The organism is Gemmatimonadota bacterium (assembly GCA_026705765.1).
GTDB lineage: Bacteria > Latescibacterota > UBA2968 > UBA2968 > UBA2968 > VXRD01.
The window spans coordinates 40,195-60,581 of record JAPPAB010000180.1; the positions used below are offsets into that span (position 1 = coordinate 40,195).

A 20,387-nucleotide genomic window follows, 5' to 3' on the forward strand; every position below is an offset into this window, starting at 1 on the left:
AGCATGAGTCGATTGTACTACAGCGAAGAGGGGCGCGTGATGCCCTCTCTCTGTGAAGAATTAACGATCTTTCGGCGGGCACGCAAAACGCTCACACTGCCCTCGACAAACGCGCCGGGAACAGTTTACATACTCGCCCGACCCTACCCGGAAAACGACGCGCCCTTGCGAGTGTCAATGAATGGCGCGGAAGTCGCCGCGCTAAAACCGACCCGACGCGGCGCGTATTCATGGTATGAATTCTCAGTGGAAAAACTGAAAGAAGGCGAGAACACCTTTGAACTGTGGACCGACCACACGGCAATGGCCGGCTGGTCGCTGGCAATGGAAGCGGGACATCCCGCACCGGACAGCGCAATAAGCGATGATCGCGGGCACACCTGGCGCAATGAGCGGATGGGATATCTGAACGCAGTCCTGGGTGAATACGTCATTCGGGTCAGATTGGCTGAAGGAGAAGATCCTCCACCGCCCCCTATGGTATGGGAAAACGCGGATTCATCCAGATTTGAATCCCTGAGACAAATACTACCGCCTGCTGCACGCGATGAGGGACCGTTAATCAAACGGGTACGCGCATTATCATCTTGGCTGGCATCCAGTTGGGAACACACCAGTTCGGCAAGGGCAGAACAATACGCGCCGTGGGATGCCGAAACCCTGTTGGCCTGGGCTCCGGGACAGATTGGACACAATGGAAAACGGCCAGTGGCAATGTGTGTACACTATGCAGCGGCATTTGTGAGTTGCACCCAAGCTATCGGCATACCATCTCGATGCGCGGTCTTGACAGAAGCGGTGAACAGCTTCAACGGACATTTTGTAGCAGAAGTCTGGTTCGATCACCTACGCAAGTGGGTAGTAGTAGATCCGAATACGGACGCACTATTTCTAAAAAACGGGATACCGATGTCAATGGGAGAAATACAAGCCGCGGGGAAGAATCTAAAAACACATATCGAATACGGGCGGGGTACAGAATTCCAGCGCACCTTTCCGCACATCGTGGAATTTATGCGGGAAAATCTGGAAAAGGGAGTTTGTTTTCAGCACCGGAGCATCTGGTTCAGGAGCGACCTACTGGAACACCCCGAGTTTTCACCACCAGCGCACGGATCGCTGAGCTATTGCGAAACCGGCCTCGTGTGGGAACAGCGAGATAGGGAAACGGGATTCGGAATGTTTCCCCATTTTGGAAATAAGGACTATTTCAACGCAGCACCTGTCAGGTAGAATCCGGAGCGATCACATTGGGCCGACTACCAACCGCCGGGGCACCCATAATCCGTCGCTGCTGTGGCGTAGGATCGAAATAGTTCGCCGGATCGTAGGACACCTGATGGTTGGCCATGTGTCCCGGATTGTACTTGTAGAGAAAAGCACGCCGTTCGTGGGCACCGCGCCAATCCTTAGTTCCGTGGGTCAAAGCCTCGGTAAAAATGACCGCATCGCCTGCATCCACCTCGGGCTGTACCACATAGGGCGGCACCCTCTTCAGCGTACGCACATCCTCTGGCAAATTCTGAGGAAAATTGCCCTTGTGGCTACCCGGAATACAGACAAACCCGCCATCTCCTGCCCCGGCTGGAGCCAGCATAAAAGTCACGACAGTTAGACCCGTCCGCACCTGCCCATCCAGATAGTGAAAATATCGATGTGTCCCCAGTTCCGGCAGACCGTGTAGATTCCCGCTGTCGCTACCAGCGTTCATAAACATGGCATAATCGTGGTCAATGCGGAATTTGGGACCGAGAAACTCCGCCAGAACCGGCACAATTCTCGGGTGATCGAGCAGCCGCTGGCAGGCAGGATCCCACCGGGAGACATAGCGGACATTGCGAATACCGCGGCGCCCCTTGGAATCGTTGCCATCCGAGTAATCCCTGGGATACACCCGATCCGAAACCTCGTTCAGTTCATCTACCTCCTCCTGCGTCAGCACGCCGCGGAGCACCAGATAGCCCTGCAAATCGAACAGGTATCTCTCTTCGTCAGTCATACAATACCCCTCATTTATACTTCGCCCGGTGTTCCGGCAGAGAACCATCGTCCTCCGGCTCGAACCCTATCAACTCCCGCGCATTGGACAAATCCCACTTCTCCTCACCACCCCGAGACACCCCGTAGAAAATCTCAAACTTCAAATCCTCTGCCTCAATACACCGCCAGGTCATCTGAGCGATATCCCGAGGGCTGAACCAGCGGGACTGCCCCGGCTCATAATCCCGCCCTGGTTCATCCAGCCCGTTGAAATTGGCAATCCGCAAACAGAACACCCGGATCCCGTACTGATCGGCGTAAAACCGTCCCAGAGCCTCTCCAAACGCCTTGCCAGCGCCATAGATCCCGTCCGGACGCACGGGTTTGTCCGGCACCGAACGAATGCCCTCCTTCTCATTCATACCAGTCACATGATTCGTACTCGCATAGACCACCGTTGGCACCCGATTAATCCGCGCTGCCTCGTAGATATTGTACGTCCCCTTCATATCCACATCAAACGTCACCTGTGCCCTCTGTGCATTCGGCATCCCCTGCCAGGTTCTAAAAAGAGCCAGATGGGCAATTGCATCCACCCCGGCGGCGGCCTCCACCATCGCCTCAAAATTGGAAATATCCGAAACCACCACCTCGTCCTTCTCATCCACATCGTCTGGAATCTGAGAGTGAAACATCAACCGAAAATCGTACCGGTTCCGCAAATGCTTTCGCAGTGCCGCTCCAATCTTGCCCGCTGCCCCCGTAATCAACAACTTCTTGCGTTCCGCCATATCGAATAATCCTTCTCAAATTAGTGTTAAAAACCAGTATCGGTCTCATCTCCAAAAGTCGCGATCCCCGAAAAATAAATCAAGCAGAAACCTAATCGGAAGCAATCATTTTTCTATTGCCCCCGGGTTTACATCCCACTTTCTTGTTCCCGGAACTTCTTCCTCGAAAGGTGATCACCATGAACATACAAAGACATCCCCATCACGCAAAAGTACAGGCTCAATACGTGGCCTACCTGCGGGAAAAACTGACAAAACTCCCCGAAAAGCGGATCGGCGACACCTTCCCTCGCACCCGGGAAGAATGGGAAACCCACACCGCCAAACTGCGCCCCCTCCTCCGCACAATCTTCGACTTCCCCGAAACCAGCAGCCCCCTCAGCCCCCGCACAGTCGGGAAAATCGAAAGAGACGACTTCACCATCGAAAAAATCATCTACGACGCCGAACCGGGATCCTCTGTACCCGCCCACCTCTTCCTGCCAAAAGGCGTGACCTTTCCGGTCCCAGCCCTCATCTTTCCCAGCGGACACGGCGGAAGCAAAAGCGCGTTCTACAACCACTACGCGGGCCAGATCTACGCCAAAGCGGGCATCATCTGCCTGATCCCCGACCCTGTCGGCGAAGAAGAACGGGACGAAGAAAACCGCCCGGGAATACGCGGTCACCGTCTGGACTTTAGAATTGACCGATGCTTTGAAGTGGGCCGCTCAGTCATCGGCAAAATGACCTACGACATCACCCGCGGCATTGACTACCTATGTATCCGTCCCGAAGTAGATACCGATCGAATCGGCTGTGTGGGCCACTCGCTCGGCTGCACCATCACCATGAATGTCCTGTGCACGGACGACCGCCTGGCCCTCAGCCTACCCGCCTCCTGGGTAACTCATTTCGACTACATCATCGGTGACCTGAGTTGCGAATGGCGTCCCTATCGCCTCAAGCACCATGTCGATATGCCGGAACAAATCGCGATGGGCGCCCCCCGGTGCGCCACGCTCATCCTCGCCGGAGAATGGGACTATCCTCCCCATGCGTATCGTGGACTACTGGAAACCTGCCAACAGGTACAACGGGTCTATGACATTTGCGACGCTGCGGACCGGTTCGACATCCACATCACCCCAAAAGGCGGCCACCGGCCCTACTTCCTCAATAAACCCGCCTTCGTCTGGGTAGAAAAACACCTGGGCATGCCGAAATTCGACGCAGAAGCAGTACAACGCCTGCCAGAAGTCTATCTGGGAGACTGGACAGATGCCCACGGAATCGATATCGAATCGGGCTATAAGAGCCACAAGCACTATGCCGGAACCGCGGTCGTCGATCTAAATGTGGCACCAGTACCGACCGACGAACTCGCCTGCTTACCGCCGAAAGGATATGAAGCACCGGAATTTGCGATGCGGGGATGGATGGCATCCGTCTTGAAAGAATTACCCCCTGAGTTGGAAATACCGCAGAAATTGGAAGACTGGAAACGCGAGCGGATAGCCCTGAGGGAAACAGTGGCAAAAGTCCTCGCAGTACCCGAAAACAGACCGAATATCTCCCCCGAAACCATTCGAACATTCGAAGAAAATGAATTTACGGCAGAAGAAATTCGCTACGGCACCCTCGGCCTCTCATCCTTTCTATTGACGCCAAAGGATGGATCAAAAAATACAGCCCTCTATCTCCACCAGAGCCGCACCAAACAGGGCGCCCTGCAAACAGGTGAAGTACAGCACCTGATAGCTTCTGGCACAACCGTCCTGGCACTGGATTGTGTCGGCATGGACGACAGCGGCATGCTATTGGGAGAACCATCGACAACGGCCAACGTACAGCACGTAATCGAAGCATTGGACCTCCTGAAACAGCGAGGCATTCAGCGGGCAACCTGCTATGGATACGCCGATGACATCGCCCTGTACGCAGCGATCCTGGACAACCGAATATCCGAAATCATCCTCGGCGCCAGAGGGGGAACTGAGCCGCACCACCAGCAGCGCTACCGGCAGGAAGGCGTCGTACCCTACATCTCCCGACATATCGGGCGACCAGGACTCCTCTCACTGCTCGCCCCCCGGCCACTCACCGTAAAAATCGAAGAAAAAAAATTGGATCAGGTACAGAAAGTCTATAGCCTGTACGGCGCAGAAAACAGACTCAGAATTGTAGAATGAGAACGCACATCATTTACTACGCAGAAAAATCGGCCCAATTTTCTTCAACACGCGAAATATCCGTTCTGCCACAAAATACAAACAACCGATACTCACTCGCGGTCGTCTCACCCTGTGCCAGCGTCCAGGGACCAGCAATACAGCGGCTGGGCACAATGCCGAGTTGCCCGTCAACGCGCCAGGGATTGGGGTATTCGGGATTGGAGGGATGATCCATCATCGCAATACCAGCCCAGTCGGCGCGACCTTCGATGGGAATAGAAACAGACACCCATCGTGCGCGTTGTCCTTCAGCGTCGCGATTGGTCTGTCCCTCACTGTTAATAGCCTCGCCACCGAGGTCTCTTTTGTAAGGCATTCGAAGAAAGAGACCACCGTAGGCGTATTCTCCAAAGGTAAGATCGATTGATGCGGCAAGGGACCATGTGATATCGATCTCATACGTATCACCCTGATCGTTGAAAGTCCATGCCTGTATTTCGGTGAGCATAGGCGCACCATCGGGATCTCGCCATCCGCTGGTAACAGTCCAGGTGGCAGTATTATTATGCACACCTGCATTGCTGATCGGTTCGGGGTGAAAGGTCCCATCCTGATCTTTGCGCCGCTCCTGTAATCCCTCTGTCCAGAACCCCACCCCGTTGACCTCGTTGAGACCCACATAAAGACCGTGCTGCCAGGGATGGTGCGAAGGGGTATCTTCAGTGAGAATGCCATTGCCGTCGGGCGCCACAATGGGATGAATATAGGCGCGAGTATCGGCTCTGGCGCGCTGAACGAGAATGGGATCTTTTTGTCCACCGCGGAATATTTCAACGCAATCTGGTATTGCTCTTTGTTTCAGTTCAGTCATGATTCTCCTCGGCTTAACGAACAATTCAGATATTGAAAAACGCGAACTTCTATAGTCTTTCGGGCAAAACAACACCCGCAAACCCCGCCAGTTGCGCAACCATGCGATAGGTCAGCCCCCACAACACGGGACGATTGGCACCGAGCAAATCAATAGCCGGCATATTGTGCCAACCTTCGAGATTGAGCGTCTGCCACCGCGTGGAATCGGCGAAATGTGCAAAAGGCGTCCAGAAAACATCGCGCACCTCGTCATTGGGCGCAACTTCAACGCCTTCAAAAATCGCATAAACAAAACAGGCCACCTGGATGGGCAGCGTCGCACCCGCGACATCGTCCAGACGACCGAGATACTGCGCGTTGCTCAAATCGAGACCGAGTTCCTCGCGGGTCTCGCGCTCAGCCGTGTATTTGAGATCCGGATCATCGGATTCGGCTGTGCCACCGGGAAAAGCAATATGCCCCGACCATGGGTCCTTGGGATGTGCGGCGCGCTCGATAAAAAGAAGATAGAGATCATCCCGTCGCGGATGAAAAACCGCAGCAACAGCCGCCTGCGTCTTATCCGTTTCCGAACCAGTACTGGGCTGATACGCCGAAAGGGATGTCACAATCCTTTGAAAGGCATTCATAAATTCCGCGCCCATTGTCACGTCAGTTCACTCATCCGAAACAGCGCGCGAAGTTCAATACCTTCTTTGGCGAGATTCTCTGTGCCACCGGACTCGCGGTCAATCACACATATCGCCTGTGAAACGCGCGCGCCCAGGTTGCGAAGGTCCCGAGTGGAAAGAACAACCTGCCCGCCAGAAGTAACCACATCTTCAACAACCAGCAGATTCTTGTCAGATATGTCAACACCTTCAGCCAGTTTGCAAGTGCCATAAGTTTTGCCCTCTTTTCGCACAAAACACGTAGGCAACCCGGACAACTGAGAAAGCATAGTCGCAAGGGGTACGCCACCGAGTTCGAGACCCGCGAGAACATCTGTATTATCGGGAATCAAAGGCTGGAGATGCGCGGCGAGTTCGCAGAGCAGTTCGGGGCGGGTTTCAAACTGATACTTGTCGAAATACTCTGTCGCAATCGCACCTGAGCGAAGCGTAAACTGTCCAGTCAAATGAGAAGTCTGATAAATGCGATGAGCGAGTTCAGATCGGGTCATCGTGGTCCCTCCAGTGTTTCAGAAAAAATTAAAATATTACGGCTCTATCAACTTATAGAACTCTATCGCCCCATTGACAACGCGATTGATAACCGCACTCTTGGTCGTATGTCGGTTTTCGTCATAGCCAGAGATAAACGTTGCCCCACTGTAGTCCCTTGTCGCCGCAATCTCATCGCGAATCGCCATTGGCGTCAACGCATCGGTGCGACGCATCGCTTGGACTACCAACCTCAGGGCATCATACCCCAGTGCAGCCGACCCGTCGGGCGCAACGCCAAACATCGCCGTGTACGCATCAATAAAACGATGGGCGTCTTCACTCAAATCGCCCGGTGCGACTTGAGACGAAAAAAAACCGCTAAAAAAACTTCCCTCAATAAACGCGCTACTCGTCGTAAGCAACTCTGCATTATGCCATGAATCGCCTCCGAGAAAAATCGCTGTCAGGCCAAAACTTTGTCTTGCCTGCTGAACCAGCAACGGAATATCGACAACCGAACCGGGAATAAAAACCACATCTGGCATAGATGAGGTGACAGCGATCAGTTGCGAGGCAAAATCGGTATCCCCCGACCTGTAGAATTCATGCGCTGCAACATGGCCCCCAAGCGCGCCAAAATTATCGACAAAGGTCTGCGATAAGCCCTCCGAATAAATACTTCCGCGCTCCGTGAGCACCGCAACGCGACCCGCACCCAACTCTTGAATGGCAAATTCAGCCATCACCTTGCCCTGAAAATCGTCCGTAAAAGCCGCCATAAACACAAAATCACCTGCAATAGTGACGATTGGATTGGTCGCATTGGTCGTCACCATTGGTATCCCATGGCGTTGTGCAATTTCCCCGACAATGACTGCCTGACTCGAACGATTAGGGCCAACAATTGCCAACACCTTCTCCTGAGTAATCAATTTCTCTGCCAGTGCTGCAACGTATTTGGTCTCACTTATATTTTTTTCAGCGAGTTGTTCTATGGGTACACCGCCATCGACGAGTTCTATTGGCACACCGCGCACACCCCCCTCTTCGTTGAATTGGAGAGCTGCCAGAGTCGCGCCATCCAGACTGTTTTTTCGGTATGTGCCATATATAAAGCCGATTTTGATTACATCCTCGGGTTGCGGTATTCGCATGGGTGAACCCATCACACGCATCCGCCCACCAATGGGCAAATTGAGCACCACCTCATACCCGCCATTGATCGGAATACTCGACCACAAACCGATCTCTCGCCCATCTATCGACGCACGCGCCTGATAATAACCCGTCACATCGTCTGATGTAATCTCCACACGCGCCCGCCCATTCTCATCCGTCACCCCCGACCACTGATAATCGGCCGCCTGCCCCGCAATAGAACGCGAAAATTCCACCTTCGCCCAAATCACAGGTGCGCCATCTCGAAGTACAGTTGCCACCACAACAGCAGGCGACGCACTCGTCTGAACAGCCAGCTTACTCAGCGGACGTCCAACCTGCTCTTCTCCCTCTACCATCTGCGACTGCATCACCTGCTCGCCGCCACAGCCCCACATCATTCCAATCGCAAACACACAAAAAAAACCTCGCAACACAACAACCTCCTGACACCCTATGTCTCAAGCCGTGCCCACGCAGTCACATGCGGCGGCAAGAGAAGCGGGCGTTTCGATACCCTGGTCTCTTCCCGAATCCGATCTGATAGTGTATCCACATCGACCTCTTCAGCAGTCGCAATTCCAAACTCCTCCATAAGCGGGACCAGACTGCGAAAGGCGTTGGCAATAAAATCGTACCCGGCCCACGATTCTGCACCACCCAATGGCGCCACAAAATGCAAAACAGGTGCAGATAAACCAGCATCCAAAAACGTGCGATGAAGATCCATGCCCATTTCAGTATGCGCCCCTGAATGTTGAAACACGCCAACTCCCCATTCAACCAGCTTGTTCATAAGCGGCGTATCTGAACGAGAAATCGATAAATAAGGCGTAAAATCAACCTCCTGAAAGGCGACAATACCCCCCGGGCGCAAGTGCCTTGTGAGTTGTTTCAATGCCTCTGCCGGATCGGACATATACATGAGAACAAGGCGTCCGACCACCGCATCAAAGTCTCCCCCCACATCCAGGGTTCGAGCATCCCCCGCTATGAACTGGATATTTTCAAAACCCAGTTCTCTCACCCTCGCCCGGGCTGTCTCGAGAATCGCTGCATTGACATCCACACCCACGACTTCTCCCTCTGCACCGACCAACTCGGCTGCTGCCATCGCAACATCTCCGGCACCGCTACCCACATCGAGAACCCGCATCCCGCTAACCAGACCCGCCTCCTGAAAAAAACGCAGCGTCACAGCCTCGTAAAGTTGTGACTGCTGAATCAAACGCTCAGTCTCCCCTTCACTGCGCCCCATCGTATATCTCGGATCGCTATTCGACTCGCTCATGGTACTTTCTCCTTTTGTGATATTCTCTTTGTGACATTCTTTGAATTTCCAAAAAATAACAATATCGAGCAAATAAAAAACGCCGTGACAGCCACCCAAAAATTAGTTACATTTTAGTTAAATATAAGGAGATTGTATATGTTATCTCGACTATTTTTCGTTCTTTATCTCTCTCTCAGCATCCCCATTTCGGCCTTTGCCCAACTCACCATCAAAGGCACAGTCACCGACGAGCGAGGCGAGGGCTTGCCCAATGCCAATATCATTGTTGTGGGTACAACAACTGGCACGAACACCGATACCCGGGGCAATTTCGCGCTATATTTGTCAGAGCCAGAAGCGGAAACCACCATCGAAGCGCGCTTTGTGGGCTACAAATCCGCCAGACAAACCATTCGCCAAAACAGCGGCCTTGCGGAAGTCTCTTTTCAACTCGCCGTAGATGTCTTGCAATTTGACGAAATCGTCGTCACCGGCCTTTCCGTTGCAGCCAGCAAAAAACAACTGGGAAATGCCATATCCACCCTAACCGCTCGCCAATTGGAATCGACGGGTGCCACATCCCTCGACAAAGCACTGACCGGTAAATTAGCCGGTGCGCTCATCCAACAAAATTCGGGCAATCCCGGCGGCGGTGTAACCATCCGTCTGCGCGGGACCGGTACCGTCCTGGGCGATGCCGATCCCCTCTATGTGGTGGATGGCGTCATTGTGAACAACGACTCGCCAGAACTCATTCGGCTCGGAGGTGGGTCACAAAACCGCCTCATCGATCTCAACCCAAACGACGTAGAACGCATTGAAATCGTAAAAGGCGCGGCAGCAGCAGCCCTTTACGGATCGCGTGCAAACAACGGCGTCGTGCAAATATTTACAAAACGCGGCGCACAGGGCAAACCTCGCATAAACTATACCTATGGTCTCTCAACGTCAAACATACGCAAAACACTGCCTGTAAATCGGGCAACCGTTGACAATAGGGGAAATAAAAATGCCGACGGCTCCGATGTCCAGCGCTTTGACCATCAGGACTTCATCTTTAGACGCGCCGCGGCAATGGAGCACTATGCGTCGATATCGGGAGGATCCGGGAATACCCGTTATTTTGCCTCCGGGTCCTATCTCGCCGATCAAGGCGTGGTTGAAAACACATTGTTTCGGCGGATCAGTGCCCGAACGCGCATCGACCAGAATTTATCGGACTGGTTGGCCCTGTCTGTGGGCGGAAATTTCGTATTCAGCAAAAGCAATGACATCCCCAACGGCGGGCTAAATTCAAACTACGGCGCGATGACGGGTTTTATCTTTGGCCCCAATACCTACAATCTCACGCCCGATCCCACGACCGGTACTTATCCGGACGACGGCATTCTCGCCAATCCCCTCGAAGTCATTGATCGATACGATTTCACGCAAGAAATCACGCGCTATATTGGAAGTGCCCAGCTAAATGCAACCCCGCTATCTGGATTGAGCATTGACTATACTCTGGGCATTGATACCTACGATCAAACGGCCATCGCATTTATCCCTACCGGCACCTCTGCGCCCGGCCTGGCAAACGGCTTTTCTCGAAGAGCCGTATTCGATTTTCTGCAACTCAACAATGACCTCAACATCAGATACCAGCGGGACATATTTCCCAACATGCAATCGACCACGCGAATCGGCGGAACCCTGCAATACGAAAAAGGGGAAAACTTCAGCGCAGAAGGCAGAAATCTGAGTCCCGTTGCAGAAGTCGTATCGAGCGGTGCAAACGTCGTCGCAGGCGAAACCAGGAGCAAAAGGGTCATTTATGGCGGATTTGTCCAGCAAACCTTTGGAATCGCCAATCGCCTTTTTGTCACGGCTGCTGCCCGCATTGACGCCTCTTCGGTCTATGACGCGGATAATCGCTGGCAATTTTATCCAAAAGCCAGTGCCTCCTATCTCATTTCAGATACCGGCTTCTGGCAAAATGGCGTACTTCAAAACATTCTTCCAGACTTCAAATTGCGAGCCTCCATAGGCACTTCAGGGGGGCAAACAGCCATTGGGCCGTATGACCGCCTGACCAATTACAATGCATCCTCCTATGACGGCAACCCCGGCCTGGTGCCCAGCACACAACTCGGCGGAACGATCAAACCCGAAAGACAGCGAGAAATTGAAATAGGGACGGATTTTAGTCTCCTGTCCAATCGCCTGGGCATAGAACTGACCTATTACGATCAGCGCATCGACGACTTGTTGCTATTCCGCACATTATCCCCCTCCACAGGTCACTCGCGTGCCCTGCAAAATGTCGGCACCATGGACAATACCGGGTTGGAACTCCTCGTGCGTGCCATTCCGCTTGCACGCCCCAATCTCCGCTGGGAATCGACCTTCACGTATTCGACCAACAAAAACAAAGTCGATGGCATTGAGGGCGGGCGATTGATCATCCCAAATTCGTTTTCCCAGGTCTCGGCCATCAACGGCGAACCCCTCGGAGTTTTCTTCAGCACGGCTTTTGAACGCGATGCCCAGGGCAATATCGCAAACGACGAAAACAATCTCCCGATACAAGCGGCTGATCGCAAAATTATTGGCGATCCCAACCCGGACTTTACCGCTTCATGGATCAATCAGATCGCCCTGGGGCAAAACTGGTCATTTCGCATGCAATGGGACGCCATCATAGGTGGCGATTTATTCAATTTTACCAGACGCCTGGCCGCATTGAGCGCATTCGGCGTTTTAACAGACTACGAACGCGAATTAAACGGCGAACTCCCCTCTGGCTATAATGCGCGGGTCTTCCGAATTTTTGAACAATGGATCGAAGATGGATCCTTTGTGAAATTGCGCGAACTATCAGCATCTTATCGCTGGCAGCCCCAATTTTTGGGATTGAGCAGCATTCAATTGAGCCTGGTTGGCCGCAATTTGCTTTCCATAGACGACTACAGCGGCTACGATCCGGAAACCAACATCGCCGGACAGCGCACCGCAGTGCGCGGATTTGACTTCGTGGAAGTACCCATCCCGCGCAGTATTGCATTCCGTATAAGTTTGAACTACTAAGGAAAAAATATGAAATCGAGTCGCCTGTATATTCTCCCGGCATTGCTGCTCTTTGTCACACAGGGTTGCGATTTAAACATAACAAATCCAAACCAGGCAGGGGAAGAGCGCGTTTTAACCACCAGTGACGGCATTATCGCACTCGCCATTGGCATGCAACGAGATTACGCGAGTCAGAATGTCGATTCATACATTCGTCATCCGGCAATTACAAGCCGCGAATTTGCGGCAAACACGACCTTTGCCAATCTCATACAATTAGAGGATGGCCTCAACGCTTTATCAGGCGCGAACAGCGGTGTCAGCGCGATCTGGTTCGAATCATACCGCGTCATCGGAATAGCCAATGATTTGATCGAAAACGCGCCCAATGTGCAACTTTCAGAAGGTACGCGCAGCGGCATTATTGCACTCTCTCAACTTTACAAAGCGATGTGCCTGGGATTCGTCGCACAGGCTTTTGAACAGGCACCAACAGATATACAGGCCGATGGGCACGCTACTTTTCAGCCGCGGTCCGAGGTATTTGCCGAAGCGATTCGGTTGCTGGACAACGCGCGCCAAACCATCTCGGCCACGCCACCATCTGCTCAATTTAACTCAGATATTCTGGGACAGGGATTCGACCTCTTAAACACAATTCACGCTTATCGAGCGCGCTATAACCTGTTCGCGGGAAATTATCAAGCCGCGCTTGAAGCTGCCAATACCGTCGATCCCTCGGCAACATCTGTCTATACTTATGACGCCGACAATCAGAACCCCATTTACACCCAGGTTTTTGTTGCGGATGATTATGCTCCAAGAGATAATTTCGGAACATTGGTCACACATAGCAACGATGCGAGACTTGCATTTTATCTCATGCCAAATGACCGCCTGAGTAACCCCAACTCTTTGCCGATTGAAACGCTATCCGGCTTTTGGAACACCGCCACATCGTCCATCCCGGCATATTTGCCCGGCGAAATGGCCCTGACAAGAGCAGAGGCAAATGCAATGATGGGAAACATCACAGGTGCAATCGCCGAAATTGACGCCATCCGCACAAAAACACCCGATCGCGACCCCTTTGGCATTGGTGCATCTCAGTCACCCTACAGCGGGCCACAAACCATCGAGGCCGTGACCGAAGAGATCTTTCGGCAGCGCAGAGCGGAATTATTCCTGAACGGTACTGGATTGGAAGACAGCCGACGCCTCGGTCAACCCGGTCCCTCATCCGACCCCTTTGAACGAAATCGAAATTTCTATCCCTATGCCGACCAGGAGCGGTTAAACAACCCCAATACGCCTTCCGATCCCGCGAATTAGCTCTCCATATAAAAAAACAGAGAGCCGCGCAAAATAGCACAGCCCTCTGTTTGGGAGAGAAGTGGTTCTATGACCCGTTTTAATCCGCCGCCTGCGCCGGGTCATCCCCCCATCGCTCTGACCTCTGGAAACTCACCGCGGCAATCCGCTTTAATGACCCGCGCAAATCATCCAGTAAAACGTAAAACAGCGGAACCACAAACAGCGTCAACGCCGTTGACACAATCAACCCACCCATCATCGTAATACCCAGTGGCGCGTAAGGCATCCCCATCATCGTACTGCTGCCAATCGCCATGGGAAACAACCCGAACACCGTCGTGCAGGTCGTCATCAAAATGGGACGAAAGCGGTTGTGACCCGCCGCCATAATTGCCTCTGCGCGATCCATACCCGCCTGGCGCAACCTATTGATCATATCGACCAGCACAATCGCGTTGTTGACCACCACCCCAATCAGCACAATTGCCCCCACATTCGACATAAAATCCATCGTCGTACCCGTCAACCACAACCCCCAGTACACCCCCAAAAACGAAAATGGAATGGAAAAAATCACGGCAAAAGGCAAAATAACCGACTCAAACAACACCCCCATCAGCAAAAACACAAACACGACCGCCATAATCACGGCAAATGTCATCGCCTGACTTTCCCGGCTGTATTGCGAATGCCGCTCGCCCTTGTTCCACTCATACCCCCTCGGCAGCGTGAACCCCTCCATCACCCGATCGACCTCCTGATACAACCCCTCCACATCATCCTTGGTCGTATAAACGCGCACGCGCAACCGGTTGCGACCATTATGCCTGAAAATATGCCCTGGACCTTTGGCCACTTCAAAAGTTGCAAAACTCGACAAGGGCAGCTTTTCACCCGCATCGGTCACAAACATAAAATTCTTCAACTGCACCAGCGACTGCCGGTCGGATTCATCCAGAATCAGTTGCACATTCACCTCGTGATCATCCGTCTGAAACCGCGGCAAAGTCGCACCGCGCAGTTGATATGCCAGCGTGCGACTGATCCGCTCTGCCGGAATACCGTGCTTTTTCGCCTGTGCGCGGTTCACGCGAATGCGAATCTCGTCTTTCCCAAACTCCAGATCGCTTTGCAAACTCGTCACCGATGGAATCTGTTGCAACCGCCGCTCCACTTCCCCCAGCATATCTTCTAATTTTTCAAAATCAGGACCGTACAAATACACCCCCACATAGGGATCTCGCCCACCCGAATTTCTGGATTCTACCGACACCCGAAACCCCACATAGCGCGGCACCTCCTTATTCAACTCGTCAATAATCTCTTGTCGCGTCATCCACCGCTCAATGGGAAAGCCAGCCAAATTGCCTGCCCAGCGATACACAGCATACCACCACTCTTGATGGGGATCTTCCTCGAGATTCATTCTCAAATTGATATACCCGCGCCGAAAATACGTCATAACATTTCTGATTTTATACCTATCCCGCTGCTCATTCACATACACTTCCAGATCGCTCGCAATTTTATCCATCTCTTCCAGGGAAAAATTTCTGGGGCCATACATGCGAATGGTCACGCGATTCGAAGAAAAACGCATCTTATCGGTCTTCTTCACGTTCTGATATGGAAAATAAATCGTAGCAAACAAGACCAGCACCACGAGAAACGCATCTCGCCGATGGTGAATAACCCAGTTCAAACCGCGCCGATAAATGCGGCGGACAAAAGCGATGGACTTTGGATCTGACCGCACAACCGCATCGCCAAACCGCTGGGCAGCCAGGGGGATAAACAACAGCGCCACAAACAGAGACGCCACCAGCGCAAACACCACGGGCATCCCAATTTTCGACAGCAAAAACTTCATATCAAAGCTGTCATTCATCAGCATCATCGGCAAAAACACCACCACAGTGGTCAGCGTCGCCATCGTAATCGCCAGCCCCACCTCGCTGGCCCCGTGTATGGATGCACCGCGTGGCTCTTCCCCCTCTGCCCGCAAGCGATAAATATTCTCCACAATCACAATCGCATTATCCACCACCATGCCCACCCCCACCATCAACCCCATCATCGTCAACAAATTGAGCGACCAACCCATAAAATAGAGCACGGTAATCGTCATCATCACACACAGCGGAATGGACAGCGTAATCAGCGCCGTCATACGCAAAGCGCGCAGAAAAAACAACAACACCAGCGCCGCAAACAACCCGCCCCAAAGACCCGTAACTTTCAAATTATCCATCGAATCTTCTATCAGCTTGCCCTCGCTGTAAAACAGGCGAAACACCGCAGGCGTATTGGCCTCAATCTCCTCCATTTTGCCCACAATGCGCTTGCATAAATCGACAATATTCTCACCCGACTCCTTATACACATCCAGACCCAAATTGCGCTGCCCATCCACGCGCCACACCCGGTCTCGAGGCGGCGCAGCATACACCACATCTGCCACATCCTTCAGACGCACCTGCGCGCTGCTATAACGACCCCGAACAACAATATCCTCAATCTCCTTCAGGCTTTGATAATGCGCCAGAGATCGCACGTAAAACCGCTTACCGCCCTCCTGCACCTGACCACCAGACAGGGAAAAATTGTCCTGCTGCAACGACGCCACAAGCTCATGGGTTTCAATACCGTGCGTTCGCAGCCGCTCTTGATCCGCCAGAATCAAAACCTCCTTTTTCTCAAACCCCCACACACTGGTTTTCGCCACCCCATCAATCCGCTCAATCGGATCGAGAACATGGGTTTGAACCCATTGCTCCTTATCGACAATATCCTCCGGAATAGATAGCCCTGTCCAGATCACCTCGGAATCGGTTTCCTGATTCCACGAATACACCTTGATCTGATCGCGCACTTCCTCGGGCAAATCGAGTCTGGCGTGCTCGAGTCGATCTGCCACCCGAACATACGCCTCGCGCATATCCGTGCCCCTGTGAAATTTCAACTCAACTCCTGCCCACGGATCGCCGGCAAATGCGTAAATATCGCTGAGTTCTCTCACCGTACGCATATGCCGTTCCATCGGCAACGCAATGGTATTAAACCGCTCTTGAACCGACGCATTTTCTGTGGCCACATCCACCCAAAACCGGTTCCAGTCATTGCCCGACGCCCATGCCTGAATGGGAATGCGCCAATAAGCCACCAGCCCAATCACCATCAACCCCACCAAACACATCGTCACCGTCACCGGTCGCGTCACCGAAATCCTGGGCAAAAGCGATGTCCTCTTCTCATTCTCAGCCATTTATATCCTCCGAATGGTCTCCCATCTCTCACCTCTCACCTATATAGACACACCCCAGAACCATCCGGTTTTCTTTTGGGCAAAAAAAAATCCGCAAAGCGGATTTATAAAAGTCACAACTGATTTTTAATGTCCTATACCTCACCCTACGGCGTTCCTCTTCGCCCACCGCCATCCATATAAATCGAACTGCCAAACACATAAGAACACGCCTCAGACGCCAAAAAAGCAACGACACTGGCGATCTCTTCAGGCTCGGCCATGCGCCCGGCGGGCAACTCTGCGCCCAGATCTTTGAGCACCGCCTCGACATCTCGTCCCTCGCAGTCTGCCCGCGCCTTCTGCTGCGAACGCGCGCGAGGCGTATTGGTCAACCCCGGACAAACCGCATTTACCAGAATACCATCGCCAGACACCGCATCGGACAGCGCACGCGTCATATTCAAAATAACCGCATTTGCCGCCCCCGTCGGAATATTGCCCCGCGTGGGACTCGTACCCGCGCCACCCGCGACATTGACAATGCGCCCCCATCCACTTTCCCGCATCAGCGGAATCACCAGTTGCGCCATCCGCAAATAACTATAGCTCTTCAACGCCAACGCCTCGCTAATCTGCGCCACATCCAAATCCAAAATATCGGCATTGCGCGCAGCCCCCACATTATTGACCAGAACATCCACGCCCCCAAACGCATCTATAGCCTCATTCACCACCACCTCGCAATTCTCTCCCCGCATCAAATCGACCGCAACCGCATGCCCTTCTCCACCTGCTGCATCGATCTCGGCAACCACCGCATCCAACGTCTCCCGCGTACGCGCCGCAATACACACACGCGCTCCCTCCCGCGCCAACGCCAGCGCGCAGCAACGCCCAATCCCCTGACTGCCACCCGTAACAACCGCCCTTTTTCCTCTCAATCCCAAATCCATCTCACACTCCGTTTACTCAATTTCCACTCTAATCCCATCCCACTCCCGCCAAATATCCATAAACACATCCTTGCCATTCTCCCCGATATCGACATGCCTCGCCCTGAAAATCACGGCATACCGGATATCTGGACACGCATTAATCGCCGCCGTGTGAATAATCTGATGATGCGCCAGAATAAGATCGCCAGGCTCGCCGGTCAACTGCACCGGACCTTCGGGCACCGTCACATCGGGCATATAATTCAACAAAATTTCATGCCCTCTTTCCCGAAACACATCCTCCATCACATGGTGTGACTTTGGCCAAACCGTAAAATTGCCGCAATACGACGCGGGCACATCATCCAGATACACCACAGCAAAAGCCGTAAAATCCCGACTGTATCCGCTCTCTTCAGCCGTCCCCCTCAAAAAATCGCGCGCCTTTGCAATCCCATCCAGATGACCACCCGTTCGCAATGGTGGACCCGCAGTCGCGAGTTGGGGATCCCGTTGCGGCGTCCCAACCGGCGCGGGAAAATTCAGCTTTACAGCACCATGGACCTGGCGTTGCAAATTCCCCTTGCCCAAAGCCGATTCGAGCAATGGAAACACCGGCGTCTCATTAAACAGATCCGTAATCACCGGCATCGCGCGAATATCCCCAAAAGAACGCCTGTCACCTTTCCCAATCTCCGCATTAATCGCCTGCCGTGCCGCCTCCACCATCACGCGCGGCACAGCACCTTCAATTTTCAAAAACCCTTCTCTGTAAAACTCCAACTTCTGCGATTTTGTCAATTCCATCACACACTCCTCACGGTGACCACAGACCCCAATCTTCCGTCTTCTTCCAGCGGGTCTGACATCCCTGGCAAGAGCAAAAATACCGCATCATCCAGCGCGGACGCCCACCCACATTTGCCGTGCCATTGTGACCGAACAAATACGTAAAAAATAACACATCCCCGCGTTTTGGCGTCAACTCAATCGGATCACCCAAATCCAACCTGGGAATATCCCGATTCAGGTCAAACAGGTATTTGTACTTTTCTCGATCCGACTCTGCAAGCGCGAGAATCTTGCGATGCGATCCCGGAAAAATCGCCGTCCCACCCCCCTTGTGTTTCACATCGCTCAAAAACACCAGACTCGCAATGCGATAAGGACCAGGAAACGTCTCGTGCATGTGTTCTCTGGGAATGCCATCAACGTGCGCCCTGGGCAAAGACCACTCCCCATTGACGGGAACTTTATTCTGCGTGTGAACCGCTTCAGGTGGATGCACGTCATCTTCGCCGATCAACTCAGCCGTCGCCTTCAAATACTGCGGCGTTGCACAGGCCATCAAATCCCGATCGCGAAGACCGTTAAACACCGACAATCCCCGCGCGGCCTGAAAATCAGCAACACCTTCGGGTTTTCGATGCCAGGTCTCTGGCTCATCTGGCGCCATACCCATAATCCGCCACATCGCCGCTTCTGCTCGTTCTGCCACATCCTCTGGAATCAAACCCGACGCCAGAAGATACCCTTCTCTTTCGTATAGCGCGCGTTGCGATTCCGTTAAAACACCCATGGGATTCCTCCATTAGCCATTCAATTCCACGACGTCAAACCCAACAACTTCTTCCCCAATTCCGTCAACTTCGCCGGCTCCTGCGTTTTGTGTTCCCAATCCCTCGGATCACCCGGCCAGCGGGGCGTGGGCCTGCACGCTCGCCATGCCTGAATGCGCTCATCCCGCTCTGCCTCTCCTCGGCCCTCTGCTGGCGACATTGTAATATACTGCGCCAAACGGGGCCTATCCGACCGATTGTGCCCATTGCCGTGTGCCAGCAACCGATGCCAGATCAAAAGATCACCCGCCTTGCCCGGAATCGACTTCACTTCCAGATCATCCAGATTGGGCCGCCTGGGATCGCGATCCTCTGGCTGCGTCTTGACCCACTCCTCAAAAATATTATTAAACCCAGGCACACACTGAAACCCGCCCTGATCCTCCGAAGTATCCGTCAAATACAACACCCCCTGCACCCCAAAAGGCACTTTGGGCACAGACGTATCCGTATCCCAGTGAATCATGCCCTCATTTTGCCAATCGGGTTTATCCGCCCGCGAAGGCGGCTTCATATTCGCGCGATCCAGGGACACCCACAACTTCTCCGTACCCCAAATTTCGGAAAACGCCTGATGCAAGCGGGGATACTGCCGGTTATCCCACAACGCCTGATGCTGGTAAATCTCCACCATCCCCGATGCCGCAATCATCGAACACGGATTCCCGCGCGTATAGGGTTTGTACTTGTACCAATCCTCCGGATTATCGCGATCCATCTCCAAAAATGTCCAGACCGTATCCACCATCGCATCCAAATTTTCCTGCGGCACCGCATTGTGTACCACCACATACCCATTCTCCCGCCAAAAATCCCAATCCTTCTCGCTCAAAACTGGCATCTTTGTT

16 protein-coding genes are annotated in these 20,387 nt (G+C 53.0%); 4 read left to right on the plus strand and 12 right to left on the minus strand.

Annotated features, from left to right (window positions below; genetic code table 11):
- Positions 1–3: 3 nt before the first annotated feature.
- A complete protein-coding gene (locus OXH16_23160; protein MCY3684305.1) occupies positions 4–1,233 on the plus strand; it encodes a transglutaminase-like domain-containing protein in 1,230 nt (409 codons plus the stop codon).
- Here OXH16_23160 and OXH16_23165 read toward each other — a convergent pair.
- Both OXH16_23165 and OXH16_23170 read right to left on the minus strand, forming a co-directional pair.
- Positions 1,226–1,999, minus strand: a complete 774-nt coding sequence (locus tag OXH16_23165) for a phytanoyl-CoA dioxygenase family protein (GenBank protein ID MCY3684306.1) — start codon at positions 1,997–1,999, stop codon at positions 1,226–1,228. The two genes, OXH16_23160 and OXH16_23165, sit on opposite strands and share 8 nt — an antisense overlap.
- Positions 2,000–2,009: 10 nt before the next feature.
- Entirely contained in the window at positions 2,010–2,771 is a 762-nt protein-coding gene (locus tag OXH16_23170) for an NAD(P)-dependent oxidoreductase (GenBank protein MCY3684307.1), read from the minus strand.
- Positions 2,772–2,950: 179 nt separating this feature from the next.
- Between OXH16_23170 and OXH16_23175 the strand changes: the two genes are divergently transcribed.
- A complete protein-coding gene (locus OXH16_23175; protein ID MCY3684308.1) occupies positions 2,951–4,942 on the plus strand; it encodes a hypothetical protein in 1,992 nt (663 codons plus the stop codon).
- 16 nt (positions 4,943–4,958) lie between these two features.
- Here OXH16_23175 and OXH16_23180 read toward each other — a convergent pair whose 3' ends face one another.
- From OXH16_23180 to OXH16_23200, 5 genes are read right to left on the minus strand one after another with little or no spacing between them, the layout of a single operon-like run.
- Positions 4,959–5,795, minus strand: a complete 837-nt coding sequence (locus tag OXH16_23180; protein ID MCY3684309.1) for a PmoA family protein — start codon at positions 5,793–5,795, stop codon at positions 4,959–4,961.
- Between the two features lie 49 nt (positions 5,796–5,844).
- Positions 5,845–6,426: a CoA pyrophosphatase gene (locus OXH16_23185; protein MCY3684310.1), complete on the minus strand. Its 582-nt coding sequence runs from the start codon at positions 6,424–6,426 to the stop codon at positions 5,845–5,847.
- A gap of 17 nt (positions 6,427–6,443) precedes the next feature.
- Complete coding sequence (pyrE, locus tag OXH16_23190; GenBank protein MCY3684311.1) at positions 6,444–6,959, minus strand: orotate phosphoribosyltransferase; 516 nt, start codon at positions 6,957–6,959, stop codon at positions 6,444–6,446.
- Positions 6,960–6,995: 36 nt separating this feature from the next.
- A complete protein-coding gene (locus tag OXH16_23195; GenBank protein ID MCY3684312.1) occupies positions 6,996–8,537 on the minus strand; it encodes an ABC transporter substrate-binding protein in 1,542 nt (513 codons plus the stop codon).
- A gap of 17 nt (positions 8,538–8,554) precedes the next feature.
- On the minus strand, positions 8,555–9,391 hold the full coding sequence (locus tag OXH16_23200; GenBank protein MCY3684313.1) for a class I SAM-dependent methyltransferase: 837 nt from the start codon (positions 9,389–9,391) through the stop codon (positions 8,555–8,557).
- A gap of 138 nt (positions 9,392–9,529) precedes the next feature.
- On the opposite strand from OXH16_23200, the gene OXH16_23205 reads away from it, so the two are divergent.
- Together OXH16_23205 and OXH16_23210 are read left to right on the plus strand one after the other, a co-directional pair.
- Positions 9,530–12,442 (plus strand): SusC/RagA family TonB-linked outer membrane protein, encoded by a 2,913-nt coding sequence (locus tag OXH16_23205; GenBank protein MCY3684314.1) that lies wholly within the window; start codon positions 9,530–9,532, stop codon positions 12,440–12,442.
- A 9-nt stretch (positions 12,443–12,451) separates the two neighbouring features.
- Positions 12,452–13,756, plus strand: coding sequence for a RagB/SusD family nutrient uptake outer membrane protein (locus OXH16_23210; protein MCY3684315.1), 1,305 nt, complete (start codon positions 12,452–12,454; stop codon positions 13,754–13,756).
- Between the two features lie 79 nt (positions 13,757–13,835).
- On the opposite strand, the gene OXH16_23215 is transcribed toward OXH16_23210, so the two are convergent.
- From OXH16_23215 to OXH16_23235, 5 genes are all read right to left on the minus strand, one after another.
- Positions 13,836–17,003: an efflux RND transporter permease subunit gene (locus tag OXH16_23215; protein ID MCY3684316.1), complete on the minus strand. Its 3,168-nt coding sequence runs from the start codon at positions 17,001–17,003 to the stop codon at positions 13,836–13,838.
- Between the two features lie 146 nt (positions 17,004–17,149).
- Entirely contained in the window at positions 17,150–17,938 is a 789-nt protein-coding gene (locus OXH16_23220) for an SDR family oxidoreductase (GenBank protein MCY3684317.1), read from the minus strand.
- Positions 17,939–17,950: 12 nt separating this feature from the next.
- A complete protein-coding gene (locus OXH16_23225; protein MCY3684318.1) occupies positions 17,951–18,727 on the minus strand; it encodes a hypothetical protein in 777 nt (258 codons plus the stop codon).
- 10 nt (positions 18,728–18,737) lie between these two features.
- The gene (locus tag OXH16_23230) at positions 18,738–19,499 is read right to left on the minus strand and encodes a phytanoyl-CoA dioxygenase family protein (protein MCY3684319.1); all 762 of its coding nucleotides are present in this window, start codon (positions 19,497–19,499) and stop codon (positions 18,738–18,740) included.
- 20 nt (positions 19,500–19,519) lie between these two features.
- Positions 19,520–20,380, minus strand: a complete 861-nt coding sequence (locus tag OXH16_23235) for a phytanoyl-CoA dioxygenase family protein (protein MCY3684320.1) — start codon at positions 20,378–20,380, stop codon at positions 19,520–19,522.
- Between the last annotated feature and the right edge of the window lie 7 nt (positions 20,381–20,387).

What these genes read in the sequence shown, in the direction of transcription:
- OXH16_23160 (MCY3684305.1), top strand. Translation starts at nt 4, where the DNA reads ATGAGTCGATTGTACTACAGCGAAGAGGGGCGCGTGATGCCCTCTCTC.
- OXH16_23165 (MCY3684306.1), bottom strand. Translation starts at nt 1,999, where the DNA reads ATGACTGACGAAGAGAGATACCTGTTCGATTTGCAGGGCTATCTGGTG.
- OXH16_23170 (MCY3684307.1), bottom strand. Translation starts at nt 2,771, where the DNA reads ATGGCGGAACGCAAGAAGTTGTTGATTACGGGGGCAGCGGGCAAGATT.
- OXH16_23175 (MCY3684308.1), top strand. Translation starts at nt 2,951, where the DNA reads ATGAACATACAAAGACATCCCCATCACGCAAAAGTACAGGCTCAATAC.
- OXH16_23180 (MCY3684309.1), bottom strand. Translation starts at nt 5,795, where the DNA reads ATGACTGAACTGAAACAAAGAGCAATACCAGATTGCGTTGAAATATTC.
- OXH16_23185 (MCY3684310.1), bottom strand. Translation starts at nt 6,426, where the DNA reads ATGAATGCCTTTCAAAGGATTGTGACATCCCTTTCGGCGTATCAGCCC.
- pyrE (MCY3684311.1), bottom strand. Translation starts at nt 6,959, where the DNA reads ATGACCCGATCTGAACTCGCTCATCGCATTTATCAGACTTCTCATTTG.
- OXH16_23200 (MCY3684313.1), bottom strand. Translation starts at nt 9,391, where the DNA reads ATGAGCGAGTCGAATAGCGATCCGAGATATACGATGGGGCGCAGTGAA.
- OXH16_23205 (MCY3684314.1), top strand. Translation starts at nt 9,530, where the DNA reads ATGTTATCTCGACTATTTTTCGTTCTTTATCTCTCTCTCAGCATCCCC.
- OXH16_23210 (MCY3684315.1), top strand. Translation starts at nt 12,452, where the DNA reads ATGAAATCGAGTCGCCTGTATATTCTCCCGGCATTGCTGCTCTTTGTC.
- OXH16_23215 (MCY3684316.1), bottom strand. Translation starts at nt 17,003, where the DNA reads ATGGCTGAGAATGAGAAGAGGACATCGCTTTTGCCCAGGATTTCGGTG.
- OXH16_23220 (MCY3684317.1), bottom strand. Translation starts at nt 17,938, where the DNA reads ATGGATTTGGGATTGAGAGGAAAAAGGGCGGTTGTTACGGGTGGCAGT.
- OXH16_23225 (MCY3684318.1), bottom strand. Translation starts at nt 18,727, where the DNA reads ATGGAATTGACAAAATCGCAGAAGTTGGAGTTTTACAGAGAAGGGTTT.
- OXH16_23230 (MCY3684319.1), bottom strand. Translation starts at nt 19,499, where the DNA reads ATGGGTGTTTTAACGGAATCGCAACGCGCGCTATACGAAAGAGAAGGG.
- OXH16_23235 (MCY3684320.1), bottom strand. Translation starts at nt 20,380, where the DNA reads ATGCCAGTTTTGAGCGAGAAGGATTGGGATTTTTGGCGGGAGAATGGG.